Annotated in this window: 27 protein-coding genes; 14 read left to right on the top strand and 13 right to left on the bottom strand. The window is 66.5% G+C overall.

All coding sequences use genetic code 11. The features are described 5' to 3' along the window. Positions 1–107: 107 nt before the first annotated feature. Both P9A17_RS08710 and P9A17_RS08705 read right to left on the bottom strand, forming a co-directional pair. The gene (locus P9A17_RS08710) at positions 108–1,613 is read right to left on the bottom strand and encodes an NAD(P)/FAD-dependent oxidoreductase (RefSeq protein ID WP_278038147.1); all 1,506 of its coding nucleotides are present in this window, start codon (positions 1,611–1,613) and stop codon (positions 108–110) included. Positions 1,614–1,730: 117 nt separating this feature from the next. Further along, positions 1,731–2,471 (bottom strand): TetR/AcrR family transcriptional regulator, encoded by a 741-nt coding sequence (locus P9A17_RS08705; RefSeq protein ID WP_278038146.1) that lies wholly within the window; start codon positions 2,469–2,471, stop codon positions 1,731–1,733. 107 nt (positions 2,472–2,578) lie between these two features. Here P9A17_RS08705 and P9A17_RS08700 point away from each other — a divergent pair, with 107 nt between their 5' ends. The 4 genes from P9A17_RS08700 to P9A17_RS08685 are packed head-to-tail and all read left to right on the top strand — an operon-like array spanning position 2,579 to position 5,110. Further along, a complete protein-coding gene (locus tag P9A17_RS08700) occupies positions 2,579–3,760 on the top strand; it encodes a geranylgeranyl reductase family protein (protein WP_278038145.1) in 1,182 nt (393 codons plus the stop codon). A gap of 6 nt (positions 3,761–3,766) precedes the next feature. Continuing rightward, positions 3,767–4,249 (top strand): hypothetical protein, encoded by a 483-nt coding sequence (locus P9A17_RS08695; RefSeq protein WP_278038144.1) that lies wholly within the window; start codon positions 3,767–3,769, stop codon positions 4,247–4,249. Positions 4,250–4,283: 34 nt separating this feature from the next. Next, positions 4,284–4,691 (top strand): VOC family protein, encoded by a 408-nt coding sequence (locus P9A17_RS08690; RefSeq protein WP_278038143.1) that lies wholly within the window; start codon positions 4,284–4,286, stop codon positions 4,689–4,691. Between the two features lie 2 nt (positions 4,692–4,693). Continuing rightward, positions 4,694–5,110 (top strand): VOC family protein, encoded by a 417-nt coding sequence (locus P9A17_RS08685; protein WP_278038142.1) that lies wholly within the window; start codon positions 4,694–4,696, stop codon positions 5,108–5,110. Between the two features lie 53 nt (positions 5,111–5,163). On the opposite strand, the gene P9A17_RS08680 is transcribed toward P9A17_RS08685, so the two are convergent. Further along, entirely contained in the window at positions 5,164–5,877 is a 714-nt protein-coding gene (locus tag P9A17_RS08680; RefSeq protein WP_278038141.1) for a LysR family substrate-binding domain-containing protein, read from the bottom strand. 28 nt (positions 5,878–5,905) lie between these two features. Here P9A17_RS08680 and P9A17_RS08675 point away from each other — a divergent pair, with 28 nt between their 5' ends. Together P9A17_RS08675 and P9A17_RS08670 are read left to right on the top strand one after the other, a co-directional pair. Continuing rightward, positions 5,906–6,289: a DUF5997 family protein gene (locus P9A17_RS08675; protein WP_278038140.1), complete on the top strand. Its 384-nt coding sequence runs from the start codon at positions 5,906–5,908 to the stop codon at positions 6,287–6,289. Positions 6,290–6,395: 106 nt separating this feature from the next. Then, positions 6,396–6,731 (top strand): DUF732 domain-containing protein, encoded by a 336-nt coding sequence (locus tag P9A17_RS08670; RefSeq protein ID WP_278038139.1) that lies wholly within the window; start codon positions 6,396–6,398, stop codon positions 6,729–6,731. Positions 6,732–6,810: 79 nt separating this feature from the next. Here the strand turns inward: P9A17_RS08670 and nrdE are convergent, their stop codons facing one another. From nrdE to P9A17_RS08650, 4 genes are all read right to left on the bottom strand, one after another. Then, the gene (nrdE, locus tag P9A17_RS08665; protein ID WP_278038138.1) at positions 6,811–8,979 is read right to left on the bottom strand and encodes a class 1b ribonucleoside-diphosphate reductase subunit alpha; all 2,169 of its coding nucleotides are present in this window, start codon (positions 8,977–8,979) and stop codon (positions 6,811–6,813) included. Continuing rightward, a complete protein-coding gene (gene nrdI / locus P9A17_RS08660; protein ID WP_278038137.1) occupies positions 8,946–9,392 on the bottom strand; it encodes a class Ib ribonucleoside-diphosphate reductase assembly flavoprotein NrdI in 447 nt (148 codons plus the stop codon). The genes nrdE and nrdI overlap by 34 nt, the downstream gene beginning before the upstream one ends. Before the next feature lie 68 nt (positions 9,393–9,460). Beyond that, positions 9,461–9,715, bottom strand: a complete 255-nt coding sequence (gene nrdH, locus P9A17_RS08655; protein WP_278038136.1) for a glutaredoxin-like protein NrdH — start codon at positions 9,713–9,715, stop codon at positions 9,461–9,463. A 553-nt stretch (positions 9,716–10,268) separates the two neighbouring features. Next, positions 10,269–10,820, bottom strand: a complete 552-nt coding sequence (locus tag P9A17_RS08650) for an NADPH-dependent FMN reductase (protein ID WP_278038135.1) — start codon at positions 10,818–10,820, stop codon at positions 10,269–10,271. Positions 10,821–10,920: 100 nt separating this feature from the next. Between P9A17_RS08650 and P9A17_RS08645 the strand changes: the two genes are divergently transcribed. Genes P9A17_RS08645 through P9A17_RS08635 form a run of 3 tightly spaced genes read left to right on the top strand, consistent with a single transcriptional unit; the run spans position 10,921 to position 13,788 of the window. Beyond that, positions 10,921–11,529, top strand: a complete 609-nt coding sequence (locus P9A17_RS08645) for a TetR/AcrR family transcriptional regulator (RefSeq protein ID WP_278038660.1) — start codon at positions 10,921–10,923, stop codon at positions 11,527–11,529. Beyond that, positions 11,526–12,611 carry a DNA polymerase IV gene (locus tag P9A17_RS08640; protein WP_278038134.1) on the top strand — a complete coding sequence of 362 codons (1,086 nt, stop codon included), beginning with the start codon at positions 11,526–11,528 and terminating at the stop codon, positions 12,609–12,611. The genes P9A17_RS08645 and P9A17_RS08640 overlap by 4 nt, the downstream gene beginning before the upstream one ends. A 10-nt stretch (positions 12,612–12,621) precedes the next feature. Next, entirely contained in the window at positions 12,622–13,788 is a 1,167-nt protein-coding gene (locus P9A17_RS08635; RefSeq protein ID WP_278038133.1) for an AAA family ATPase, read from the top strand. A gap of 3 nt (positions 13,789–13,791) precedes the next feature. Here P9A17_RS08635 and P9A17_RS08630 read toward each other — a convergent pair whose 3' ends face one another. After that, complete coding sequence (locus tag P9A17_RS08630; RefSeq protein WP_278038132.1) at positions 13,792–14,664, bottom strand: SDR family oxidoreductase; 873 nt, start codon at positions 14,662–14,664, stop codon at positions 13,792–13,794. A gap of 39 nt (positions 14,665–14,703) precedes the next feature. Between P9A17_RS08630 and P9A17_RS08625 the strand changes: the two genes are divergently transcribed. Continuing rightward, on the top strand, positions 14,704–15,006 hold the full coding sequence (locus P9A17_RS08625; protein ID WP_278038131.1) for a hypothetical protein: 303 nt from the start codon (positions 14,704–14,706) through the stop codon (positions 15,004–15,006). On the opposite strand, the gene P9A17_RS08620 is transcribed toward P9A17_RS08625, so the two are convergent. After that, positions 15,003–15,635, bottom strand: a complete 633-nt coding sequence (locus P9A17_RS08620; RefSeq protein WP_278038130.1) for a TetR/AcrR family transcriptional regulator — start codon at positions 15,633–15,635, stop codon at positions 15,003–15,005. The two genes, P9A17_RS08625 and P9A17_RS08620, sit on opposite strands and share 4 nt — an antisense overlap. A gap of 128 nt (positions 15,636–15,763) precedes the next feature. Between P9A17_RS08620 and P9A17_RS08615 the strand changes: the two genes are divergently transcribed. Further along, positions 15,764–17,245 carry a cytochrome P450 gene (locus tag P9A17_RS08615; RefSeq protein WP_278038129.1) on the top strand — a complete coding sequence of 494 codons (1,482 nt, stop codon included), beginning with the start codon at positions 15,764–15,766 and terminating at the stop codon, positions 17,243–17,245. A gap of 4 nt (positions 17,246–17,249) precedes the next feature. Beyond that, a complete protein-coding gene (locus P9A17_RS08610; protein ID WP_278038128.1) occupies positions 17,250–17,630 on the top strand; it encodes a hypothetical protein in 381 nt (126 codons plus the stop codon). Between the two features lie 15 nt (positions 17,631–17,645). On the opposite strand, the gene P9A17_RS08605 is transcribed toward P9A17_RS08610, so the two are convergent. Next, a complete protein-coding gene (locus P9A17_RS08605) occupies positions 17,646–18,101 on the bottom strand; it encodes a homocitrate synthase (protein ID WP_278038127.1) in 456 nt (151 codons plus the stop codon). 219 nt (positions 18,102–18,320) lie between these two features. Here P9A17_RS08605 and P9A17_RS08600 point away from each other — a divergent pair, with 219 nt between their 5' ends. Continuing rightward, a complete protein-coding gene (locus P9A17_RS08600) occupies positions 18,321–19,097 on the top strand; it encodes a sulfite exporter TauE/SafE family protein (protein ID WP_278038126.1) in 777 nt (258 codons plus the stop codon). 6 nt (positions 19,098–19,103) lie between these two features. Here the strand turns inward: P9A17_RS08600 and P9A17_RS08595 are convergent, their stop codons facing one another. The 3 genes from P9A17_RS08595 to P9A17_RS08585 form a co-directional block, all read right to left on the bottom strand. Further along, positions 19,104–20,156 (bottom strand): phosphotransferase family protein, encoded by a 1,053-nt coding sequence (locus P9A17_RS08595; protein WP_278038125.1) that lies wholly within the window; start codon positions 20,154–20,156, stop codon positions 19,104–19,106. A gap of 40 nt (positions 20,157–20,196) precedes the next feature. Beyond that, positions 20,197–21,576, bottom strand: a complete 1,380-nt coding sequence (locus P9A17_RS08590; protein ID WP_278038124.1) for a neutral zinc metallopeptidase — start codon at positions 21,574–21,576, stop codon at positions 20,197–20,199. An 88-nt stretch (positions 21,577–21,664) separates the two neighbouring features. Next, entirely contained in the window at positions 21,665–22,432 is a 768-nt protein-coding gene (locus P9A17_RS08585; RefSeq protein WP_278038123.1) for an SDR family NAD(P)-dependent oxidoreductase, read from the bottom strand. 117 nt (positions 22,433–22,549) lie between these two features. Between P9A17_RS08585 and P9A17_RS08580 the strand changes: the two genes are divergently transcribed. Next, positions 22,550–24,070 carry a molybdopterin-dependent oxidoreductase gene (locus tag P9A17_RS08580; protein WP_278038122.1) on the top strand — a complete coding sequence of 507 codons (1,521 nt, stop codon included), beginning with the start codon at positions 22,550–22,552 and terminating at the stop codon, positions 24,068–24,070. The last annotated feature ends 6 nt before the right edge of the window (positions 24,071–24,076 follow it).

Here is a 24,076-nt window from a genome sequence, read left to right as displayed (position 1 = left end):
CCGTCTGATCCGACCGGCTCCGTTGACACTACCCCTGGTGCCTGACGTCGCGCGGCAACACGAGATGTTGTGCCTGGCGTGTCGCGCCGGTCGCGCCGAACGCCAGGTCAGCGGAAGGTGTACTCAGCCTTCTTGAACCGTCGGGTCGCCAGCCAGTACTGCCACGTCATGCCGCTCCACAGCGTCCGGTTGACGCCGTGGTCGTCCAAGTACCAGCTGCGGCAGCCGCCGGTGTTCCACACGGTGCCCGTCAGGTCGTCCTGCAACTCGTCGTTGTAGTCGTTCTGGGCGGCACGGGTCGGTGCCAGCACCTGGGCGCCCGCTTTCTCGACCGCGGCGATGGCCTTACCCGCATAGCGGATCTGCGACTCGATCATGAACACCACCGAGTTGTGGCCCAGCGCGGTGTTCGGCCCGAGCAGGAAGAACAGGTTCGGCATGTCGGCGACGGTGATGCCCCGTAGCGCCGAGATGCCCTCACGGTTCCAGCGGTCGACGAGGTCCTCGCCCTTGAGGCCCTTGATGTCGACGTAGGTGTAGGAGTCGGTGACGTGGAACCCGGTCGCGAAGACCACCACATCGACCTCGCGCTCCACCCCGTCGGACGTCACGATGCCCCGAGGCGTGAACCGGGCGATCCCTTCGGTGACGACCTCGGTCTTCGGGTCGGCGATGCCTCGATAGTAGGTGTCGGAGTTGAGGATTCGCTTGCAGCCGGCACGGTAGTCGGGGGTCAGCTTGCGCCGCAGCTCGCGGTCTTTGACCGAGCGGCGGATGTTCCACTTGCCTGCCATCTCACCGAGCTTGAGCAACCGGGGCTGCTTGGTCATCGCGAAGCCGACGACCTCGTGCAACCAGTAGATGCCTGCGCGCATCGCCGCCCGGGTGCCGGGCACGTTGGTGAACGCACGCTGCATCGCGTCCGGAATCGGATTGTTCGGTCGCGGCATCACCCAGGCCGGGGTGCGCTGGTAGAGCTGGAGTTCGCCGACGTCGTTGACGATCTCAGGGACGATCTGGATGGCGCTGGCGCCGGTGCCGATGACGGCGACCTTCTTGCCGGCGATGTCGACCCCGTGATCCCACTGCGCGGAGTGGAAGGCCGACCCTCCCGCGGCGAGGTATTCGTCGAGGCCGTCGAAGTCGGGCACCAGCGGGATGTGGAGGCCGCCGGCGCCGGAGATCAGGAACTGTGCGATGAATTCGCGACCGTCCTTGGTGAAGACGTGCCAGCGCAGCTCGTCGTCGTCCCAGATCGCCCGGTCGACCTCGGCCCCGAACTCGATGGAGCGTCGCAGCCCGTACTTGGCGGTGACGCCGAGCAGGTACTCCTGGATCTCGGGCTGGAACGACCACATGTGCGTCCAGTCCGGTTTGGGCTCGAACGAGAACGAGTACATGTGCGACGGGATGTCGCAGGCGCAGCCGGGGTAGGTGTTGTCCCGCCACGTGCCGCCGATCTCGCCGGCCTTCTCCAGGATCAGGAAGTCGACGCCACGCTTCTGCAGTTCGATGGCCATGCCGAGGCCGGAGAACCCGGAGCCGATGATCAGCGCGCGGGTACGCACCGGCGTGGTCTCGGTCGTCGCGTCAGCGTGTTCCGCCAAGGTCATGACGGCGATGGTACCTGGGAACGCCGGTACCGGATACGTGCGTCATGCGCCGAAATTGCATTCCGGCAGATCTGTTCTCGCACTTTTGCTGCGTGGACGCAGTCTCGGCGATGAAAGTCAGGCGACCTGTTCGCGGCGCTTGACACCCTCGTGGAGCGGCACATCGGGGTCGACCTTGATACCGAGTACCTCGCAAGTGCCGTTGATCGACCCCATCATGATCGTCGTCAGGTACTCCACGAATTTCTCCGACGGCAGCCGGCGTGGGCTGTCCCGGTCTGACCCGAGCCACCAGTCGGTGGCCGACGCGGCGGCACCGAACGTCGCGAACCCGGCGAGTTCGAATGCGGCGTAATCCAATTCCATCTCGGCCAGTTCTTTGTTGAACATGTCGGCCATCGCCAGCGTGATGTGGCGACCCTCGTTGAGCGCGCGCATCGCCGACTCGCTCTGCTGGGCGAACCGGCCCTGCATCAGGAACCGCACCACATTGGGGTGCTCGTCGACGAGCCGCACGTACTGCTCGACGGCGCGCAGGATCACGGTGCGCGCCGGATCTTTGGCGATGTCGATCGTGGGGAAGATGGCCGACCACAACATGTCGCGCATCCGCTGCCCGATTGCCTGGAACAGATCCGACTTGTCGGTGAAGTGGCGGTAGATCTTGGGCTTGGCGGTGCCGGCCTCCTCGGCGATCTCTCGCAGCGACACCTCGGGACCCAACTGGTCGATGGCGCGAAAGGCGGCGTCGACGATTTCGGAGCGCACCTTCTTGCGGTGCTCGCGCCAGCGCTCGCTGCGGGCGTCCACTTTGACACCCGGTTCCTCGCCAACGCGCGCTCTCGACCCTCGTCGCACGCGCTCACTGTACCCGCTCGGTGCCGCTGACCAGCCCAGACCTCGCCGTGCACGTTCAGTCTCGGCGGGTACTATCTCCTGCGACAGCCGCTCAACGAGAGAGATCTATGACGCAGCGATACGACCTGGTCATCGCAGGTGGTGGACCGTCCGGCGCCGCCGCAGCGTGGCAGGCCGCGCAGTCAGGCGCCAATGTGCTGGTCTGCGACAAGGCACAGTTCCCCCGGTCCAAGCCCTGCGGCGACGGCCTGACGGCCCGCGCGGTCAGCTACCTCCAGAAGATGGGCCTGGCCGATGAGGTGGCCACCTACCACCGGGTGAACCGGGTGACGGTGTTCAGCCCGAGCCGTTGGGAGCTGTCGTTCCCGAAGCGCCCCGGCATGCCCGATCATGGGCACACGGTCAGCCGCGAACACCTCGACACCGTGCTGCTCAAGCACGCCGAGTCCGCCGGCGCCCAGATCCGCCAGGGCGCTGAGGTGTCCGGCCCGGAGTTCGACGCCAACGGCCGCGTCATCGGAGTCGTGCTCAAGGGCGGCGAGAAGGTGTACGGCGATGCGGTGATCGCCGCCGACGGCGCGTACTCCCCCATCAAGCGCGCGCTGAAGATCGACTCCGAGTACAACGGCTACTCCGCGATCGCGATCCGCTCGGAGATGCCCGCCAACCGGGCCGATTCCGATTCGCTCGACATTTATCTCAAGCTGATGTTCGAAGGCGATCAGCTGCCCGGCTACGGCTGGGTGTTCCCGATGGGCGACGGCATCTTCAACATCGGGCTGGGCTATGTGAACAGCTACAAGAACTGGCAGTCGATCAATGCGACCCAGTTCCTCGGCGACTTCCTGCGCACCCTGCCGCGCGAATGGGAGCTGCCGCCGATCGAAGAGCTGAAGAAGAACAAGAGCGTGCGCGCGTGGCGACTGCCGATGGGCTTCACGGCGTGGCCGCCGTGGCGACCTGGCGTGCTGTTCACCGGCGACTCGCTGGGTGCAGGCAAGCCGGCTTCGGGTGCGGGTATCTCCAAGGCGCTCGAATCTGGTTTGGCCGCAGGTGAATGCGCGGTGGCCGCGCTGACCAACGGCGGGCCGGACGACTTCACGAACTACGCGCAGCGGATGGAAGCGGCGTGGGGCCGGGAGTACAAGCGTGGCCGCTACATGCACAAGCTGATCGGGCAGCCGAAGCTGGCGAACGCCGGCGTGAAGCTGATCGACAACGCCGCGTTCCGCGATCGCATGCTCAAGGCGCTGTACAAAAAGGCCCAGGGCCCGCAGCACAGCTTCTGATCGGCGATGGTCGAGCCTGGGCTGACCGACGACGAGATCGCACGTATCGAGGACACGTTCGGCTTCGAGTTCGCCGACGACCACCGGGCGTTCCTGGCTGCGGGGCTGCCTGTCGGTGCCGCATGGCCGCATTGGCGTGACGAGGGACGCAGGAGCCTGGCCAAGCGGATGCAGCTGCCGGTCGAAGGCGTTCTGTTCGCGGTCGAATGGAGTCGGTTCTGGCACGAACCGTGGGGGCCGCGACCTGCGCAGATGAAGCACGCGCTGCGTACCGCGAAATATGAATTGGAGCGCGCCCCGCAACTCGTTCCGGTGCACGCCCACCACTACCTGCCGGCGGGTCGGGGTTCAACCGGTCATCCGGTGTTGTCGGTGGTCCGCACCGAGGTTGTCGTGTCGGCGGCCACCCTGGCCGACTACGTCGACGGGCCGACGGCAACGACGGCGACGCCGACCGTCGGATTCTGGTCGGACCTGGTCAGCCGCTGAACAGCCGCTCAGGCGCTGCGGTAAGACAGAGGGCATGACTTCGGTGCACCTGTCGGCGTTCGTCTGCTATCGCGACCCTGATGCGGCGGTGCGCTGGATCACCGACGTGCTGGGGTTCGAGCTGGTCCGCGAGTTCCGCCACGAAGGCGCGCTCAGCCACGCCGAATTGAAGCGGGATGACGCCGTAGTGTGCGTGCAACGCGACGACCGCGGGTACGACGTCCCAGCTCCCCGGGGTGACTGTGTCGGCTCAGGTCTGTATGTCGTTGTCGACCGTGCGGGCATCGTCGAGATTCACGACCGCGCCGTCGCCTACGGGTCGACGGTGCTCATCGCACCCGAAACCACGGCGTGGGGCAATTTCCGCACCGAGCTGCTCGACCCCGAAGGTCGCCAGTGGTCGATCGGCGCCTATCGGCCGGGCCAGCCGGGAGACTGGTGACCATGGAGCAGCGGATCAGTTTGATCACCCTCGGTGTCGACGACCTCGCGCGGGCGCGTCGCTTCTACGAGGAGGGCCTGGGCTGGGTTCCGAAGGCGGCGCCCGACGGCGTCGTGTTCTATCAGCTGCCGGGCGTCGCGTTGGCCTTGTTCGGCCGCGATGATCTGGCCGAGGACGCCCATCACCCTGTCGATGGCCGGTTCAGCGGCATCACCATCGCGATCAATCAGCGCTCCGAGACCGACGTCGACGCGGTGCTGGCGCAGGCCGAAGCCGCAGGCGCGATGATCCTGAAGCCGGCCGAAAGGGTGTTCTGGGGCGGGTATTCGGGATATTTCGCCGACCTCGACGGCCACGTGTGGGAGGTCGCACTGAACCCGGAGTGGACCATCAACGATGACGGCACGCTGACCATCTGACTCCCCCAGACGGAAACCACGCAGCGAAAGTGCGAGAAGACCCCTGCACAGGTTCAGTTTCGACGGCGCCCCGGCTTGCGGGCGACCTTGCCGGCAGCGGCACGGGCAGCCTGCTTGGCCAGGGTCTTCTCCCGCGCGGTCCGTTTGGGCGCGGGCTGGCTCTGCGCCCGCGACGACCCGGCCTTGCGGCCCCGCACGATGCCGATGAACTCTTCGACCAACGGCGCCTGCGGCCCTTCCGGGACGGCAAGCGCGACCGCGCAGGTGGGCGCGCCGACGATCGGCCGGTACGTCAGGTCCTTGCGGTGATACAGCCGCGCGAGTGACTGTGGGACGACCAGCGTGCCCATCCCGGCGGCCACGAGTTCTGTTGCGCCCTCGGTGGTTTCGGGCCGGTGATCGACGGGATCCCCCGGAAGATCGGCCCAGTCGACTACGTCGTCGAGGGGCAGCAGAATCGGCTCACCGGCCAGGTCAGCAGCGGTGATCTCGTCGGCGGCAGCGAGAAGGTGATCGGTCGGCACGACGGCCACCGTCGTCTCCTCGTACAGCGGGATGACCGCGAGCCCCGTGGTGTCTGCAGGCAGGCGGAGCAGCGCCACGTCGACGGCGCCGGTACGGACCTCTGCGGCTGCGTCCGCCGCGGTCACCGCGCACAACTGCAACCGCACGTCGGGCTGACGCTCGGCCCAGATCCTGGCCCACTTCGCCGGCGTCCCGCCGGGGACGTACCCGACGGTCAGCGACGGCCGCGAGGATGAAGCCACGGCATCAGGCTACCGATACGCTGATCCCATGAGCAGGCCGAACGCGCAGTCCATGAAGCCGGCCACGGCGGCCAAGAAGCTCGACGTGTATCTGCCGGCGACACCCGCGGAGTTCCAGGAGAACGCGATCACCCGCGATGAACTGGCCGCGCTGCAGGCGGACCCGCCGGAATGGCTCAAGGACCTTCGCAGGAACGGGCCGCACCCGAAGAACTTGGTCGCCGCGAAGTTAGGGGTCTCGATCGCAGGCCTCGGGCGCGGCGGCGTCGTGGACGCGTTGACGACCGAGCAGATCGATGCCCTGCTCGAGGACAAGCCGGATTGGCTGGTCGCCGAACGCGAGAGCTATCAGAACGTTCTTCGCGAGGAGCGACGTCTCAAGGCGCTGCGGGCCGACGAGGCTCGCGGCTAATCCTGACGCCCGCGGCCTGAAATTGGCGTCAAGGGGTGCACGCCGGCGGCTCTACGGTGGGATATGCCCGGCATCGGGTGAATCACCACGAGAAAGCGAGACCGGCATGACTTCGAAGAGGATCGGTTTCCTGACCACCGCGGCTGCGGCACTGGCCGCTGGGGCGGCGCTGACCGTGAGTATCGCCCCGGCATCGGCGTGGCCGATGCCTTTCACCGCTGAACAGCAGCGGTTCATCGACCAGTCCCGAGCCGCAGGCTTCCCCGGCAACGACGACGCGATCATGACGGCTGGGCTGCAGGCATGCCGGTTGCTCTATACCGGCCAAGGACATGACGCTGCGGTGGCCGCGGTGACCGCTCCGTACGGCGCGAGCCCCCAGCAGGCCAGCGCTCTGGTGGGCGCCGCGCGCGGCACCATGTGCACGCAGGCCCCTGGCTGATCTCGCAGAGGAGCCGCGAGCTCTGAGCCAAACGCGCAGCGCCGCCGGGGAAATCACCGGCGGCGCTGGACATTTCAGCTCACAACATGCAGGAGACGCAACCCTCCACCTCAGTGCCCTCGAGAGCCATCTGACGTAGGCGGATGTAGTAGAGCGTCTTGATTCCCTTGCGCCAGGCGTAGATCTGCGCCTTGTTCACGTCACGCGTGGTGGCGGTGTCCTTGAAGAACAGCGTCAGGCTCAGGCCCTGGTCCACGTGCTGGGTGGCCGCGGCATAGGTGTCGATGACCTTCTCGTAGCCGATCTCGTAGGCGTCCTGGTAGTACTCCAGGTTGTCGTTGGTCATATAGGGCGCCGGGTAGTAGACGCGACCGATCTTGCCTTCCTTGCGAATCTCCACCTTCGAGGCGATCGGGTGGATCGAGCTCGTCGAGTGGTTGATGTAGGAGATCGACCCGGTCGGCGGAACCGCCTGCAGGTTTTGGTTGTAGATGCCGTGCTGTTGCACCGACTCCTTCAACCGCTTCCAGTCGTCCTGGTTGGGGATCCGAATGCCGGCGTCGGCAAACAGCCCACGCACCTTGTCGGTCTTGGGCTCCCACACCTGATCGGTGTACTTGTCGAAGAACTCACCCGACTTGTACTTCGACTTCTCGAACCCGCCGAACGCCGTACCCCGTTCGATCGCAATGCGATTCGAGGCGCGCAGCGCGTGGTAGAGCACGCAGTAGAAGTAGATGTTGGTGAAGTCCACACCCTCTTCGGAGCCGTAGTAGATCTGCTCACGGGCCAGGTAGCCGTGCAGGTTCATCTGCCCGAGACCGATGGCGTGAGAGCTGTTGTTGCCCTGCTCGATCGAGGGCACCGACCAGATGTGGGTCTGGTCGCTCACCGCGGTCAGCGCACGGATCGACACCTCGATGGTCTGCGCGAAGTCCGGCGAATCCATCGCCTTGGCGATGTTGAGCGAGCCGAGGTTGCACGAGATGTCCTTGCCGACTTTCGCATACGACAGATCCTCGTTGAACACGGACGGCGTCGACACCTGCAGGATCTCCGAGCACAGGTTCGAGTGGGTGATCTTGCCCTCGACCGGGTTGGCCCGGTTCACCGTGTCCTCGTACATGATGTACGGGTAGCCGGACTCGAACTGCAGCTCGGCCAGCGTCTGGAAGAACTCGCGCGCCTTGATCTTCGTCTTGCGGATCCTCGCGTCGTCGACCATCTCGTAGTACTTCTCGGTGACCGAGATGTCGGCGAACGGGACGCCGTAGACCCGCTCGACGTCATACGGCGAGAACAGGTACATGTCCTCGTTGTTCTTCGCCAACTCGAACGTGATGTCCGGGATCACGACACCCAGGCTCAGGGTCTTGATGCGGATCTTCTCGTCGGCGTTCTCCCGCTTGGTGTCGAGGAAGCGGTAGATGTCGGGATGGTGCGCGTGCAGGTAGACCGCCCCCGCACCTTGGCGGGCACCGAGCTGATTGGCGTAGGAGAACGAGTCCTCCAGCAGCTTCATGATCGGGATGACACCGGAGCTCTGGTTCTCGATGTTCTTGATCGGCGCACCGTGCTCACGAATGTTGGAGAGCAGCAACGCAACTCCGCCACCGCGCTTCGACAGCTGCAGTGCCGAGTTGATGGAGCGCCCGATGGACTCCATGTTGTCCTCGATGCGCAGCAGGAAGCAGGACACCGGCTCGCCGCGCTGCTTCTTACCCGAGTTGAGGAATGTCGGGGTGGCCGGCTGGAACCGGCCGTCCATGATCTCGTCGACCAGCTGCTCGGCCAGCGTGGTGTCACCCGAGGCCAGCGTCAGCGCCACCATGACAACGCGGTCCTCGAAGCGCTCCAGGTAGCGCTTACCGTCGAACGTCTTCAACGTGTAGGACGTGTAGTACTTGAACGCGCCGACGAACGTCGGGAAGCGGAACTTCTTGGCGTACGCACGATCCAGCAGCGTCTTGACGAAGTTGCGCGAGTACTGGTCGAGCACCTCGCGCTCGTAGTAGTTCTTCTGCACCAGGTAGTCGAGCTTCTCGTCCTGGTTGTGGAAGAACACCGTGTTTTGGTTGACATGCTGCAAGAAGTATTCGCGGGCGGCCTGCACGTCGCGCTCGAACTGAATCTTGCCGTCTGCGTCATACAGATTGAGCATCGCGTTGAGCGCGTGGTAGTCCATCTCGCCCGGAAGCGCGTGCGCGCCGGTGGTTAACGGTTCTGCAGCTGTGACGGTTGGTGGCACGTCTGGTCCTTCCAGAAGTCGGCGAGTCCGGCGCGGACGGCGAAGACGTCGTCGGTCGTTCCCATGAGTTCGAATCGGTAGAGAAACGGGACGCCGCACTTGCGGGAGACGACGACCCCCGCGTAGCCGAATTCGGCGCCGAAGTTGGTGTTGCCCGCGGCGATGACGCCGCGGATCAACGACCGGTTGTGTTCGTTGTTGAGGAAGGCGATCACCTGCTTGGGGACGTAGCCCCCGCGATCGGGATCGGGACCGTTGGCGTGCCCGCCGCCGTAGGTGGGCAATACCAGAACGTAGGGCTCGTCAACCTGAATCCGTTCCTTCAGCGGGATCCGGATGGCAGGTATCTCGAGCTTCTCGACAAAGCGGTGGGTGTTCTCCGAGACGCTGGAGAAGTAGACGAGATTGCTCACGATCACCTCTCCGATTGCCCTGTCGACGTAGTGCTACTTCAGTGAGGACGGCCTGAGAGCCGTCCGAGCTACGCGGATGCGACGGCCGCGCCGGCCAGCGCCTTGATGCGGTCCGGACGGAAGCCCGACCAGTGATCGTTGCCGACCACCACGACGGGCGCCTGCAGGTAGCCGAGTGCCATGACGTAGTCGCGGGCCTCGGTATCGACGCTGATGTCGACGATGTCGTACGCGATGCCCGCCTTGTCGAGGGCCTTGTAGGTGGCATTGCACTGAACGCAGGCCGGCTTGGTGTACACGGTGACGGTTGCGGGCTGAGTCATCTGCGGTACGGCTCCTATCGAGAAGGCTGGCAACTGCTGAGGTGGTGTCTCTCGCTCTATTTCAGCGGCCCGGAGACCCCCAAAATTCCAGGCTGCCCCGGCGGCGAGGCGAGGGATGGAAAACCCGACTCTGCTGGAACTTCTGGCTCCGGCTGACCCCTAGATCTTGGGGGTCCGTCGGTGTTCGAAACACTACACCTAGTGTCCGACAATCCGTAGAGATACAAGATGTTCTGAATAACATTTTTGAAATTCCCAGGTCGTAACCACTTCAGAGCATTTCAAACCGGCGTGTCGCGCGTCACATCGGCGTGTCGCCTCGGCACGGCGTCGGACCGCGTCCGGTCTACCAGAACCCACCGACAAAACACGCCGTCGACCCCGCAGGCGCCCGGGCGGTCAGCAAACACAGCACGCCCACCGCAGCGATGCCAGCAAAGCGCCCTCCGCAGACTGACCGGCCAGCCTTGATCCGGGGAGGCGGATCCGCAAACATCGGGCGCACGAAAAGGCCGGCGCGGCAAGTGCCGCGCCGGCCGTCGTGGTCGGGGAATCAGCTGATCTCGGCGGCCAGCTTGCCGACGATGTTGCGCAGCCGGGCCGCGATCTCCGCGTTCTCCCGTGGGTGCTTGTCGCCGAGCGTCTTCGCCGGGATCGACAGGTCCAGGTCGTCGACGACCCTCGGGCCCGCGATGCCGAACGACTTGCGCGTCTCGTCGTGGGCCCACACCCCGCCGTACTGGCCGAGCGCTGCACCGACGACCGCGAAGGGCTTGCCCTTGAGCGCACCGTTGCCGAACGGCCGGGACAGCCAGTCGATGGCATTCTTCAGCACGGCGGGAATGCTGCCGTTGTATTCGGGAGTGACCACCAACGCAGCGCCGGCACGCGCCGCGGCGTCGCGCAATGCCACTACCGGCTCAGGGGCGTCATCGGTGTCGATGTCCTCGTTGTAGAACGGCAATTCGCCCAACCGGTCGAACAATTCCAGCGTGACGCCGTCCGGCGCGGACTCGACGGCCAGTTCCGCCAGCCGGCGGTTCACCGACGCGGCGCGCAGACTGCCGACAAGGACAAGTACCGTGCTGTTCACGGTGTCCGACATCGCTCTTCCTCCATGGGTCGTTGTGCGTTGATCCTCGCACGGCTCAACCGGACCGCGGTCCGTTCTATTCCTCCTGAGTTAAAGTTGCCAGGTGAGCGTCGTGGGAAGCCGGAAGGAGCTGCCGGTGCTGCCGGCGAGCGATCCGGGCCCGGTTGAACGCGGTGACGCGGCACGCAATCGAGCTTTGCTGCTGGACGCGGCACGCCGGTTGGTCGACGAGCGAGGTGCCGAGTCGGTGACGACCGACGACATCGCCGTCGCCGCCGGAGTCGGGAAAGGCACGTTGTTCCGGCGATTCGGAAGCCGTGCCGGACTGATGATCGTGCTCCTCGACGAAGACGAGAAGATCCAACAGCAGGCCTTCCTGTTCGGCCCCCCACCGCTGGGCCCCGGCGCCCCGCCCCTCGACAGGCTCCTCGCCTACGGACGGGAACGGTTGAAGTTCGTCGAGGCCCACCACGCCCTGCTCTCCGACGTCGGCCGCGACCTGCAGATGCGCTTCAACGCACCGATGATGTTGCACCACAGCCACATCCGCCTCCTTCTCGACTCCGCAGGGACCACCGGGGATCTCGACACCCAGGCCGCGGCGCTGCTGGCCCTCCTCGACGCGGACTACGTGCATCACCAGCTCACCGACCGCGGCCGCACGTTGGCCGACCTCGGTGACGCGTGGGAAACGGTGGCGCGCAAGCTCTGTGGCTCATGACCGACTCCGGGACCGCGGCCCGGCCTCAGTGGGTCCTGCACGTCGACCTCGACCAGTTCCTCGCATCCGTGGAACTGCAGCGCCATCCCGAACTCGTCGGCCTCCCGGTCATCGTGGGCGGGAACGGCGATCCGACCGAACCGCGCAAGGTCGTCACCTGCGCCTCCTACGAGGCGAGGGAGTTCGGAGTGCATGCCGGCATGCCGCTACGAACAGCGGCGCGCCGCTGCCCCGACGCGACGTTCCTGCCGTCGGATTCCGAGGCCTACGACGCCGCGTCCGAGCGCGTGATGGGCGCGCTGCGTGACCTCGGCCACCCCGTCGAGGTGTGGGGCTGGGACGAGGCCTACGTCGGCGCGCACGTCGCCGATCCGTTCGCGCTGGCCCGCCGGATCCAGGACGTCGTCACATCCGAGACGGGGTTGTCCTGCTCGGTCGGCATCAGTGACAACAAGCAGCGCGCGAAGGTGGCCACCGGGTTCGGCAAACCCGCGGGCATCTACGCGCTCACCGACGACACCTGGATGACGACGATGGGCGACCGACCCGTCGACGCGTTGTGGGGCGTGGGACCCAAGACCTCGAAAAAGCTTGCCGCCATGGGCATCACGACTGTCGCCGACCTTGCCTCCACCGACTCTGCGGTGCTCACGGCAGCGTTCGGTCCGACAACCGGATTGTGGATTCTTCTGCTCGCCAAGGGCGGCGGCGACACCACCGTCAGCGCGGAGCCGTGGATACCGCGGTCGCGCAGCCATGTCGTCACGTTCGCCCAGGACCTGACCGACCGCGCCGACATGGACGCCGCCGTCGTCGACCTCGCCCGACGCACCCTCGTCGAGGTCGTCGAGCAGCGACGGCACGTCACCCGTGTCGCGGTCACGGTGCGCACCAAGACGTTCTACACCAGGACCAAGATCCGCAAGCTGACCTCGCCGACCACCGACGCGGGCCCCGTTGTCGAGACCGCGCTCGAACTGCTCGGCCAATTCGAGCTCGATCGCCCGATCCGCCTGCTCGGCGTGCGCCTGGAGCTGGCGATGGACGGTGCGACGGCCCCGGTTGTCGCCGGGGGCGGCTAGCGTCGCAGCCATGCTGGAGACGGTCGCGATCCGCGGGTACCGCTCGCTTCGGGAGTTGGTGCTTCCGCTGCGCAGGCTCACCGTCGTCACCGGCGCCAACGGAACCGGCAAGTCGTCGTTGTACCGGGCGTTGCGTCTGCTGGCCGACTGCGGCCGCGGCGAGGTCATCGCGTCGTTCGCCCGCGAGGGCGGCGTCGAATCCGCGATGTGGGCGGGGCCAGAACACCTCACCGGGGCGCGGCGCACCGGTACCGCCCAGGGCGGCGCGCGAAGCCGCCCGGTGTCCATCGAACTCGGCTATGCAGCAGACGATTTCGGGTACCTGATCGATCTCGGCCTGCCGCAGGCGCGCGAGACCGCTTTCGAGCGCGACCCGGAAGTCAAACGCGAGTCGGTGTTCGCGGGTCAGGTACCTCGTCCGACGACCACCCTGGTGCGCCGGGTCCGCGGGCTCGTCGAGGTCGCCTCAGAATCCGGCCGCGGTTTCGATGAGCTGGCCCGCGCCCTACCCGCGCACCGCAGCGTGCTGTCGGACTGGGCCGGCGCCACCCCGGAATTGATCATGGTCCGGGAACGGTTGCGGGACTGGCGGTTCTACGACGGCTTCCGTGCCGACAGCCATGCTCCGGCGCGTCTGCCCCAGGTGGGCACCAGGACGCCGGTGCTCGCCAACGACGGAGCCGATCTGGCCGCCGCCGTGCAGACGATTCTGGAGACCGGCACCGACGATCTGGCCCGCGCTGTGGCCACCGCATTCGACGGTGCGACGGTGTCGGTGTCGATCACCGACGGCCTTTTCGATCTGTTGCTGCATCAGCGCGGCATGCTGCGTCCGCTGCGCAGCGCCGAGATCTCCGACGGCACACTGCGTTTCCTGCTGTGGACGGCTGCCCTGCTGAGCCCACAACCGCCGTCGCTGATGGTCCTCAACGAGCCGGAGACGTCGCTGCATCCCGACCTGGTTCCGCCGCTGGCCGAGCTGATCGGCGCCGCAGCCAACCGTACGCAGGTCGTCGTCGTGACGCACTCCAAGATCCTGCGGGAACGCCTGGGCACAGAGCCGATCGGGTCCGACGGCGACGCCTGGGAGATCGAGTTGTACAAAGACTGGGGCGAGACGAAGATCGCCGAGCAGGGGCTGCTGACCACGCCGCCGTGGGACTGGGGAAAGCGCTGACCGTCAGCGCAGCTTGGATTTCGGGCGAAGCACGCGAGTGAAGATCGGGTTCACCTGCTTCATCGCCACGCTGTAGGGAACCCACGCCGTCCGCTTGAACAGATACAACGCCCGGATGTCGGTCGAGGTGTAGATCAGGTACCGGTTCTTGGCGACACCGTCGAGGATCTTGTCGGCGGCGAACTCCGGCGACACGGCGTGGCCCGAGAACCGGTCGATCCATTTCTTCACGCCTGGGTCGTCGCGGTCGACACCGGCGATGTGCACGGTGTCCACCAGCGGCGTCTTCACAGCGCCGGGCACCACCACCGACACCCCGATCCGGTAGCGGGCCAGGTCGAACCGGAGCACCTCCGAAAGGCCGCGCAGCCCATACTTGCTCGCGCTGTAGGCCGCGTGCCACGGCAGGGCCACGATGCCTGCGGCCGAGGACACGTTCACGAGGTGGCCGCCGCGGCGCGCCTTCATCATCGGCGGCACGAACGCCTCGATGACGTGGATGGGGCCCATCAAGTTGATGTCGATCAACGACTTCCAGTCCTGGTGGGTCAGCGTGTCCACAGTGCCCCACGCCGAGATCCCGGCGATGTTCATCACCAGGTCCATCGCCGGGTGGTCCGCATGGATGTCGTCGGCGAACGCGGTCACCGCATCGTGATCGGAGATGTCGAGTACCCGGTGTTCGGCGACCACCCCACCCATCGCGCGGGCGTCGGCGACCGTCAGCGCCAGGCCGTCGGCGTCCCTGTCGGTCAGGTAGAGCTCCGCGCCCTGGGCGGCCAGCTTGAGCGCGGTCGCGCGTCCGATGCCGCTGGCGGCGCCGGTGAGAAAGCATCGCTTACCGGAAAATCGGTCAGATCCGTTCGGCTGCGCCATATGACGTGACACTACCGGCGCACCGAATACCATCTGCTGATGATCAAGAACGGCACCAGGTTGCAGAGCCAGGTCTGCGATACGCAGGTCATCGTTGTCCGCAGCGCCGACAGCCTCGACGATCTCCGTGCCGGCGGCGCTCTGATGGTCCCGCTGGACGCCGAGAAGGACGGTTCGCTGTCACTGGATCCGGAGCGCTCCGGCGGCAACGCGATGGGTAAGCGCTACGTCGACGACGGCGGTGCCGAGGTGCTCGTGACGAAGGCAGGAGCCGGGACGCTGTCGGTCGGGACGACGCCACTGGCGCTCAAAGAAGCGAAACCGCTGCCTGCCAGCGACTAAGTCGAATGGGGACGCAGGTTGTCGCCGCCCCACAGAGCGCTCAGCCACAGCCGCTCCACGATCTCGATCGCCTGAGTGGGATCGTCGCGGCCGACGAAGGCACTGTCGTGCGACAGCGTCATCGACGTGACCGCGGTCAGGGTCCGCACGAGTCCCGTGAGGTCTGAGGTGACCGGGCGGGCGCCGGAGTCCTGCTGCACGAGACCCACGATCTTCTCGACGACGGAATCCTGAAAGTCGTCCATGATCTCGCGAATCTGCGCGTCGGTGCTGCGCGCCAGATTGCAGGCGCCCATGATCGGGTCGTTCAGCGCGAACACTGTCGCTGCGTACCCGACCATGCGCTTGGCGAAGTCGGACGGCGACTCACCCTCTTCGCGCGGCGTGTAGTGGTGGGTCAGCTGGTCGAGGTCGGCCATCGCGTCGGCGACGATGACGGCGAGCACGGCGTACTTCGAATCGAAATAGAAGTAGAAGCCTGAGCGGGCCACCCCGGCGCGCTCGCTGATGGTGCTCACCGACAGATCGGCGAACGAACGTTCCTGCAGCAATTCACGGACCGCGGTGACGATGGCGTCCCGCTGCCGGTCGCCCCTGCTGCGGCGAAGGTCAGTCGGTTCGGCCGTCATGGCTGTCAACCTTGGCATCGCGACACCTCCGACACAAACTCTTCCAAACTTGACAGGCGTCAAGTTCGTCTACCAGGATAAGGGCAAAGTGACATCGACCACAGCCCCGGAATTCAAGGAGTGCTCAGATGCCGACGATCTCTACGCCGGATTACCTGCTTGACCAGGCGAAAAGGCGTCTCAAGCCCACGCCGGTGACCATCCCGGGGATGGGCGCGATCGAGAAGCGACTGCTCGACCGTGAGTGGGACGAGATCACCCTCGCCGAGCCGCCCGCCGGCAGTGGCCTCAAAGCCGTCAAAGGCGACAACGGCCTGCCGATCTTGGCGCACATGATCGAGATGTTCCGGGGTGGTCCGGACTTCATCCTGCACCAGTACCGCAAGTACGGACCCGTGTTCTACTCGGGCTCGCAGGTGCTGCCCGCGGTGGGCGCGCTCGGCCCCGACGCCACGCAGGCCGTGTTCTCCAACCGCAACAAGGACTTCTCGCAGCGCGCGTGGGATCCGGTGATCGGACCGTTCTTCGAAGGCGGCCTGATGCTGCGCGATTTCGAGGACCACATGTATCACCGGCGGATCATGCAGGAGGCGTTCACCCGCAGCCGGCTCACCGGATACGTCGAGCACATCGACTCGGTGGCCTCCGCGGTCATCGCCAACGACTGGGTCGCCAACGACCGCCGGTTCCTGTTCCACCCCGCCGTCAAGGAGCTGACGCTCGACATCGCGTCCGTCGTGTTCATGGGCCACAAGGCCGGCACCGACAAGCAGTTGGTGACGACCGTCAACGAGGCGTTCACAACCACCACGCGCGCGGGCAACGCCATCGTGCGCAAGCCGGTGCCGCCGCTGAGCTGGTGGCGAGGCATCAAGGCCCGCAAGGTCCTTGAGGACTACTTCAACGCAGGCATCGCCGAGAAGCGCCGCTCGGAGAGCTGGGACATGTTCAGCGTGCTCTGTCATGCGCAGGACGAGGACGGCCAGAGCTTCACCGACGAGGACATCGTCAGCCACATGATCTTCCTGATGATGGCGGCGCACGACACGTCGACGTCGACGCTGACGACGATGGCCTATCACCTGGCCGCCAACCCGGAGTGGCAGGACCGCTGCCGCGAAGAGTCGGAGCGGATCGGCGACGGCCCGCTCGATATCGAGGCGTTGGAGAAGCTCGAGACCTACGACCTGGTGATCAACGAGGCGCTGCGGATGGTGACGCCGCTGCCGTTCAACTTCCGTGAGGCGGTGCGCGACACGGAACTGCTGGGCTTCTTCATCCCGGCCGGCACCGCGATCATGACGTGGCCGGCGCTGAACCACCGCCTCCCAGAGCTGTGGACCGACCCGGAGAAGTTCGACCCGTCGCGCTTCGCCGAGCCTCGTAACGAGCACAAGAAGCACCGGTACGCATTCGCGCCGTTCGGCGGCGGCGCGCACAAGTGCATCGGCATGGTGTTCGGCCAGCTGGAGATCAAGACGGTCATGCACCGGCTGCTGCGCAAGTACCGTCTGGAGCTTCCGCACGCCGGCTACACCCCTCTCTACGATCACGGCGGCATGGCCGTGCCCGTTGACGGGATGCCGATCGTCCTGCGTCCGCTGCACTGAACCCATGACCGAACAAGGCAGCCGGGTGGCCGACACGGGAATCGTCGCGCTGGCGGCGATGCGGATCGGAATCGGAGCTCTGGCGTGGGCACGGCCGGATGTCACGGCCACGTTGTTCGGCTTCTCGCAGCCTGATGGGCAGGCGCGTTACGTGTGGCGGCTGTTCGGCGTGCGCGACGTGCTGATCGGCCTGGGCACCGTGACGTCGTCGGGTCCGCGGCGGCGCACCTGGGCGGGCGTCGGACTGGCGTGCGACGTCGCCGATGGCGCGGCGGGCGCGTTGGGCCGCAACGAGGTCAACGCGGTCAGCGCTGCCGCGATGACCGGGGTGCCCGCGGCTGCCGTCGCGTTCGGTGCGTGGGCTTTATCGCGTCGAAACCCGTAGACCTGCACGTCGTGATCAGCAGGCCAGCAGTCGGTTGGCGCATGCGATGACGGCGCGCAGCGCCGAGTCCGTCGGGTCGTCCGACCACCCCATCGCCCACTGATCGCTGCCGTCGCGGCTGCCACGGATGAACGTCGCGGTGTGGTCGCCGGCCGGCAACTGGTGGAACGCGGTCATCTCGAGGGCGACCCCACGTTCGTGGAGCATCTCCGTCAGAGCGGCCACAGGCCCGCACGCCGCCGCACGGGAGGTCCCGATGCGGTCCCCCAGCGCGAGCGTCGCCTGATAGTTGCGGGCCTGCGGACCGAGGCGGCCCGACGGGCGCTCTCCGTCGGTGCAGGCCCACTGGCCCAGCCGGAGGGGGCCGGCGGCGGGGGCGTATTCGTCGACGAACTCGTCGAACGTCTTCGCTTCCGCCGTTTCACGCAGTGCGCGCGGCATCCGACCGTTGACGTAGGTGGCAAAAGACATCAGAGACTCAGCAGACTGGGCTGCTGGGGTGGCGACTGGGGAATTCATGTGCCGGCCTTCTGATCCGAAGAGAAGCGACCGACAACGTAGCGACGACCCACAGCGAGGGGTCGGTCAGGATCAGACCCCGCTGCGGGTTGCTACTACGAGTCGCCTCGGCACGTCAGCGATGCTAGACCTCCCGCTGCGATTCGTGCAAACACATATCGCCGGACAAGAATGTGCCGAGTGTCCTGGTCGCATGCGGTACTGCTCTTTGCGGCCGGAATCCTCGGGGGGCTGTGCGGCAGCGTCGCGGGTCTTGCGTCCGTCGCGACCTATCCGGCGCTGCTGCTGACCGGACTTCCCCCGGTGACGGCCAACGTCACCAACACCGTGGCCCTCGTGTTCACCGGCGTCGGTTCGGTGTGGGGCTCGCGGCCCGAACTCGTGGGCCAGGGCCCGCTGCTCAAACGGATCCTGCCGTTCTCGCTCGTCGGCGGTGTGGTCGGCGCGGTGCTGCTGCTGTCCACTCCGGCCGAGGGCTTCGAGATGGTCGTCCCGGCTCTGCTCGGGTTCGCATCCCTGGCGATCCTGCTGCCTACACGGCAGCGCCGAGACGCAATGGTGTCGACCCACCGTCGGCACATGACGACCTTGATTCTGCAAGCCGTCGCCGCGTTCGCGATCTGCATCTACGGCGGCTATTTCGGTGCCGCTGCGGGGGTTCTGCTGCTCGCCCTGTATCTGCGGATCGGTGGCGAGACGCTGGCGCACGCCAACGCCGCCAAGAACGTCACCCTGGGAGTGGCCAACGGTGTCGCGGCGCTCATCTTCGTCGTCGTGGCGCCCGTGCAATGGCCCGCGGTCGTGGCACTCGGTCTCGGGTGTCTGGTCGGTGGCCGCCTCGGCCCCGTGGTGGTGCGGCACACGCCGGAGAAGCCGATGCGGTTCGTCATCGGCATCGCGGGTCTCGCCCTGGCCGTCAAGCTCGGCGTCGACACCTATCTTTCGTGACGATGATCAGACAAATGGGTTGTCGCCCTTCGACACCCGCGTGCCGAGCGCGATGAGGTTCTCCGCCGACGTGTGCAGCCGCTCACCGGCTTCGGCGCTGGCCTGCCCGGCGAGGTAGCGCGACCAGGTGCCCTCGATGACGATCGCCAGCTTGAAGCAGGCCATCGCGACGTACCAGTCCAGTCGCGCCGTCGCGCGCCCTCCCGTGGCGAGGTAGGCGTCGATCAGCTCTGCGCGTGACGCGAGCCCGCCGAGTGCGGCCAGGGCGGAACCGGCGTCGATCGGGTTCGGTCCGTCGGGCCAGCAGACCAGCATCCAGCCGAGGTCGAGCAGCGGATCGCCGACCGTGCACATCTCCCAGTCGATGAACGCCGCCAACTCGGGGACGTCACGGCGGAGCAACACGTTGTTGAGGTGGCAGTCCCCGTGCATGATCGCGGGCTCGGCGTCGTCGGGGCGGTTCGCGTCGAGCCATTCGGCCAGCACGTGGACCGACGGGAACGACTCGGGCGCGTAGTTGCTGTGCCGGTAACTCTCCAGCAGCCGCATGAACTGCGGAACCTGGCGTGCCAGAAAGGATCCCGGCCGTTTGAGCGCTGCGAGCGGACTGCCCTCCCACGCGACCCTGCCGAGCTTGGCCAGGCTGGCCGCATAGGACAACCCGACCTGCTTTCGCATCGCGGCGTCGCGTTCGTAGGCCTCGTCGGTCTCGGTGCCCGGGTTGAATCCGTCCACTGCCTCCATCAGGTAGAACACGACGCCGAGCACGTCGAGGTCGTCACACCCGGCGATCAGGCCGGGGTGCGGCACGTCGCTGCCCTTCAGTGTCTCGAGCACCGCGATCTCGCGTCGCATGGTGTTGTCGCTTGTGGGCCTCGGGTGTGGCGGCGGGCGGCGCAGCACCACGGTCCGGCCGTCGATGTCGAGGCGCACGACGATGTTCTGCGAGCCGCCGGTCAGCGGCTGGACGTCGGAGACCGTCGACCCGATCCCGGCCCGACGGACCCAGCCCCGCAACGCATTGGTGTCGGTGTCGCTCAGTGTCACGTCGACGGGCATGCCGCCATCGTGTCAGGTTCTGCGACGCTGCGTTCGCAAATTACGGCTCCAACGTCACGCAGGGTTCTGCGCCTTCGAGCACACCCTCACGGAAGGCGCGCACCCGCGCGTCGCCTGCACCCTGACGATCGACGTCGCCCTCCCCTCGGAACACCAGCAGCGCCTTGATGCCCTCGTCGAGGTCACCGGGCGAGATGCCGAATGTGCTCGTCTCGGGACGGTTCTGGAGGATGACGCTCGCGGTGTAGGCGCCGGCGAAGCAGTCGCCGCGCAGAGTCGAGGTCTTCTCATCGGATGAGTCGCCCAGCCGGCTGAGCACCGCGAGGCCATATTGCGTGGCCAACAGCGTCGCGACGGCGTAGTCGCCGCCCTTGCGCGCGATCTCGGGCATCGCTTCCGTGTTGTCCCAGCCGACGTAATCCTCTGGCACGCAATAGAACAACGCATAGCCTTCTGCCGACTGGTTGCCGCACATGGGCGGATTCGACGGGTCGAACGGCTCCAGCCCTTTCACCGGCACCCACGGCTGTCCGTTGGACACCAACGGGTACACGTTGTTCCAGTAGTCCTCGAGGTCGTACGGCACGGTGTTGACGACGTAGTCGTAGTCCATGTCCCCGCCGCGGGCTTCGTCCTCGGCACTGGCGAACGGCAGGGCGAGCACCATCGGCTCGTTGTCGCGGTACTCCTTGCAACGTTCCGGCCCGTTGGCGAAGCCGTCCTGGAACGCGCCGACGCGATCGAATCCGCTGCCGTGGGCGTTCGGGTCCTCCGCGCTGGTGCCGGGGCTGTCGCGCAGGTCGAGGATGCCGGCCAGGGCGGTGTCGAGCTGAGCGGCGTTGACGTCGAAGACGTTGTCGTCGAAGACGTGCTTGGACCATGCGCCGGCGAAGCAGTCCGCCTGCAGCTCCCTGGTGACGGTCATGCCCTCGACGTCGGCGCGGAACTGCACGGCATGCCCGAATTCGTGCGCCATCACGACCGGGATGACGAAGTCGCCGAACTTGGACTGCAGTTCCGGCAGCAGCCCTTCTGCATCCCAGGCCACGACGTCCTCGGTGAAGCAGTAAAACGCGTTGCCCGCGACGTCGTTGGGGCTGGTGGCGCACGGCGGCACATCGCCCCGGGACGGATAGGCCGCGTAGTAGCCACCCTCGATCGGCTTGAACTCGGTGCCGTAAAGCTCGGGATATTCTTTCTCCCAATACTTTTCAAGGTCGGCGATCGCCTGCATCACCAGCTGGTTGACGTCGTCGCTCTCGTCGCCGTGGATCTTGACGTTGCTGGTGTCGGGAGCCGCGACGGCCGAGGTCGCGGGTGCGTCACTCGAAGGCGACTTCGCGGCCTGCGGGGCAGAACCACCGCAGGCCGTCAGGAGAAGAGCGACGGCGGCGAGCGCCGAACACGCTGGGATTCGCATGGGCAAACATTAGCGACGCGTCGCCAAATCAGAGTGATTTCGGCGTGCCGGGTTGCGCCCACCGCTACCCAGCACGCCGAAATCGCGGCTACTTCGGGGCGAATCGCTGCCCGGCGTCCAGGCGCAGGCACTGGCCGTTGAGCATCGGGTTCTCGACGATGGCCAGCGCGAGCTTCGCGTACTCCTCGGGCTTGCCGAGACGCTTCGGGAACGCGGCGTCCTTGGTGAGCACGGACGCGAACTCGTCCGGAATGCCCTCGGTCAGGCCGGTGGCGAACAGGCTCGGCGCGATGGCGAGCGCCCGAATTCCCAAGCTGCCCAGGTCTCGTGCCATCGTCAGGCACATCCCGGCGACGGCGGCCTTGGTCGCGGTGTAGGCCACCTGGCCGATCTGTCCTTCGAACGCGGCGATCGAGGAGGTGTTGATGATGACGCCACGCTCTTCGGCTTCGTCGTCGACCGGATCGTTCTTCGACATGTGCCACGCCGCCAACCTGCTGACGTTGAACGTGCCGATCAGGTTGAGGTCCACCGTCTTACGGAAGCTGTCCAGCGCGTGTGGGCCGTCCTTCTTGATGGTCCGCTCACCGACGCCGCCACCGGCAGTCGTGACGGCGATGTGCAGTCCGCCCAGACCTTCGACGGCCGCATTGATGACCGACTCGGTGCCGTCGAAATCGGTGACGTCGATTTCGTGGAACGCGCCGCCGATCTGGTCGGCGACTTCCTTGCCCTTGGATTGGGGGCGGTCCAGGATCGCCACGCTCGCGCCGCGCTTGGCCAGCGCTTCCGCGGTTGCCCGCCCGAAGCCCGATGCCCCACCGACGACGATGGCCTTCTTGCCCTCGATCTCCATCTGCCTGCCTTTCGCAAACTTTCCAATAAGTGGTCGATGTGTAAAGCCCACCTGCAACCTAGCCGATGACATATTTCGGTAAGGCTTTCGGGTTCGCTCCGGCGGTACTTTGGCTGCATGACCTCGATGAGCGCCAAAGCGCTGGCCGGCATCGCCGCGGCCACCGTGGCCGTCGGCGTCGCGCAGCTCGTCGGTGCAGCGTTCGGCCCCGAAGCTGATGTGCGCACCGCCGTCGGATCGTCGGTGATCGAGCTGACACCGGGGCCCGTCAAGGAATGGGCCATCCAGACGTTCGGCACCGCCGACAAACTCTTCCTGAGCGTCATGGTGCTGCTCACGATCGCCGCCGTCGCGGCGGTGGCGGGAATACTGGAGACCCGGCGCAGACCGTTGGGCAGCCTGCTGGTCGTGGCGGCAGGAGGGCTGGGCTGCGCCGCGGTGCTGTCGCGGGCGGGGGCGACTCTCGTCGACGTCGTACCCACGGTGGTCGGTGCCGCGTGCGGCGTGGCGGTGCTGCGGCTGCTGGTGTCCGGCCGCTTGTCCGACCCCACGAGCAGCGACACCGACACCGATCAGGGCAGGCGGCGGTCGCTGGTGACGCTGGGCCTGCTCGGGGCCGGCGTGGCGAGCGGCGTGGCCGGGGTCGTGATCAGCCGTTTGACGTCGTCGGTGTCGGGCGACCGGCAGCAGTTCGCGCTGCCCCGGGCGGATGTGACCGCTCCCCCGATCCCGGACGCGGTGCAACCCAAAGGTGTTGCGCTGCCGTCATTTGTCACCGGCAACGACGCCTTCTACCGCATCGACACTGCGCTGACCGTGCCGCAGGTGAGCCGAACCGACTGGGCGCTGCGGATTCACGGGTTGGTCGACCGCGAAGTGACGTTCCGCTACGAGGACCTGGATCGGTTCGAGGTCGTCGAGAAGGTGGTCACGCTGACGTGTGTGTCCAATCCCGTTGGCGGCGACCTCATTTCGAATGCCGTGTGGACCGGCTACCGCGTCAAGGATCTGCTCGCCGAGGCCGGCGTGCAGGCCGATGCCGACATGGTGCTGTCGATGTCGGTCGACGGCTGGACGGCAGGTACGCCGGTCGAGGCGCTCACCGGCGAGGACGCGATTCTCGCGATCGGCATGAACGGCGAGCCACTTCCCATCGAGCACGGCTACCCGGCCCGGCTTGTCGTGCCCGGCCTGTACGGCTACGTGTCGGCGACGAAGTGGGTGACGGATCTGGAGCTGACCCGGTTCGATCGCGCCCAGGCCTACTGGACGCGACTGGGCTGGTCGGCCCGCGGCCCGATCAAGACCGAGTCGCGCATCGATGTGCCACGCAGCGGCGCGGATGTCGCCGTCGGTCCGGTCACGTTCGGCGGCGTGGCGTGGGCGCAGAACCGCGGGGTGCGCAGCGTCGAGGTGCAGATCGACGACGGTGAGTGGCAGCAGGCGTCGCTGGGCGACAGCTATTCCGGCGACACCTGGCGGCTGTGGAGCATCCCGTGGGAGGCGCGGGACCCCGGCCTGCACAAGATCACCGTGCGCGCGACGGACAACTCCGGCTACACGCAGACACCCGACCGGGCCGACCCGGTCCCCGACGGCGCCACCGGATGGCATTCGATCACTTTCGCCGTCAGGTGATGTCGG

Origin of the sequence: Mycobacterium sp. 236(2023), assembly GCF_029623955.1 — a bacterium.
GTDB lineage: Bacteria > Actinomycetota > Actinomycetes > Mycobacteriales > Mycobacteriaceae > Mycobacterium.
This window is presented reverse-complemented; position numbering and strand designations above follow the sequence as displayed.

Bases quoted from the DNA above. Each gene is read 5' to 3' on its own strand.
- P9A17_RS08710 (WP_278038147.1), bottom strand. From the start codon at position 1,613: ATGACCTTGGCGGAACACGCTGACGCGACGACCGAGACCACGCCGGTG.
- P9A17_RS08700 (WP_278038145.1), top strand. From the start codon at position 2,579: ATGACGCAGCGATACGACCTGGTCATCGCAGGTGGTGGACCGTCCGGC.
- P9A17_RS08695 (WP_278038144.1), top strand. From the start codon at position 3,767: ATGGTCGAGCCTGGGCTGACCGACGACGAGATCGCACGTATCGAGGAC.
- P9A17_RS08690 (WP_278038143.1), top strand. From the start codon at position 4,284: ATGACTTCGGTGCACCTGTCGGCGTTCGTCTGCTATCGCGACCCTGAT.
- P9A17_RS08685 (WP_278038142.1), top strand. From the start codon at position 4,694: ATGGAGCAGCGGATCAGTTTGATCACCCTCGGTGTCGACGACCTCGCG.
- P9A17_RS08675 (WP_278038140.1), top strand. From the start codon at position 5,906: ATGAGCAGGCCGAACGCGCAGTCCATGAAGCCGGCCACGGCGGCCAAG.
- P9A17_RS08670 (WP_278038139.1), top strand. From the start codon at position 6,396: ATGACTTCGAAGAGGATCGGTTTCCTGACCACCGCGGCTGCGGCACTG.
- nrdH (WP_278038136.1), bottom strand. From the start codon at position 9,715: ATGACTCAGCCCGCAACCGTCACCGTGTACACCAAGCCGGCCTGCGTT.
- P9A17_RS08650 (WP_278038135.1), bottom strand. From the start codon at position 10,820: ATGTCGGACACCGTGAACAGCACGGTACTTGTCCTTGTCGGCAGTCTG.
- P9A17_RS08640 (WP_278038134.1), top strand. From the start codon at position 11,526: ATGACCGACTCCGGGACCGCGGCCCGGCCTCAGTGGGTCCTGCACGTC.
- P9A17_RS08635 (WP_278038133.1), top strand. From the start codon at position 12,622: ATGCTGGAGACGGTCGCGATCCGCGGGTACCGCTCGCTTCGGGAGTTG.
- P9A17_RS08630 (WP_278038132.1), bottom strand. From the start codon at position 14,664: ATGGCGCAGCCGAACGGATCTGACCGATTTTCCGGTAAGCGATGCTTT.
- P9A17_RS08625 (WP_278038131.1), top strand. From the start codon at position 14,704: ATGATCAAGAACGGCACCAGGTTGCAGAGCCAGGTCTGCGATACGCAG.
- P9A17_RS08620 (WP_278038130.1), bottom strand. From the start codon at position 15,635: ATGACGGCCGAACCGACTGACCTTCGCCGCAGCAGGGGCGACCGGCAG.
- P9A17_RS08615 (WP_278038129.1), top strand. From the start codon at position 15,764: ATGCCGACGATCTCTACGCCGGATTACCTGCTTGACCAGGCGAAAAGG.
- P9A17_RS08610 (WP_278038128.1), top strand. From the start codon at position 17,250: ATGACCGAACAAGGCAGCCGGGTGGCCGACACGGGAATCGTCGCGCTG.
- P9A17_RS08605 (WP_278038127.1), bottom strand. From the start codon at position 18,101: ATGTCTTTTGCCACCTACGTCAACGGTCGGATGCCGCGCGCACTGCGT.
- P9A17_RS08600 (WP_278038126.1), top strand. From the start codon at position 18,321: ATGTGCCGAGTGTCCTGGTCGCATGCGGTACTGCTCTTTGCGGCCGGA.
- P9A17_RS08595 (WP_278038125.1), bottom strand. From the start codon at position 20,156: ATGCCCGTCGACGTGACACTGAGCGACACCGACACCAATGCGTTGCGG.
- P9A17_RS08590 (WP_278038124.1), bottom strand. From the start codon at position 21,576: ATGCGAATCCCAGCGTGTTCGGCGCTCGCCGCCGTCGCTCTTCTCCTG.
- P9A17_RS08585 (WP_278038123.1), bottom strand. From the start codon at position 22,432: ATGGAGATCGAGGGCAAGAAGGCCATCGTCGTCGGTGGGGCATCGGGC.
- P9A17_RS08580 (WP_278038122.1), top strand. From the start codon at position 22,550: ATGACCTCGATGAGCGCCAAAGCGCTGGCCGGCATCGCCGCGGCCACC.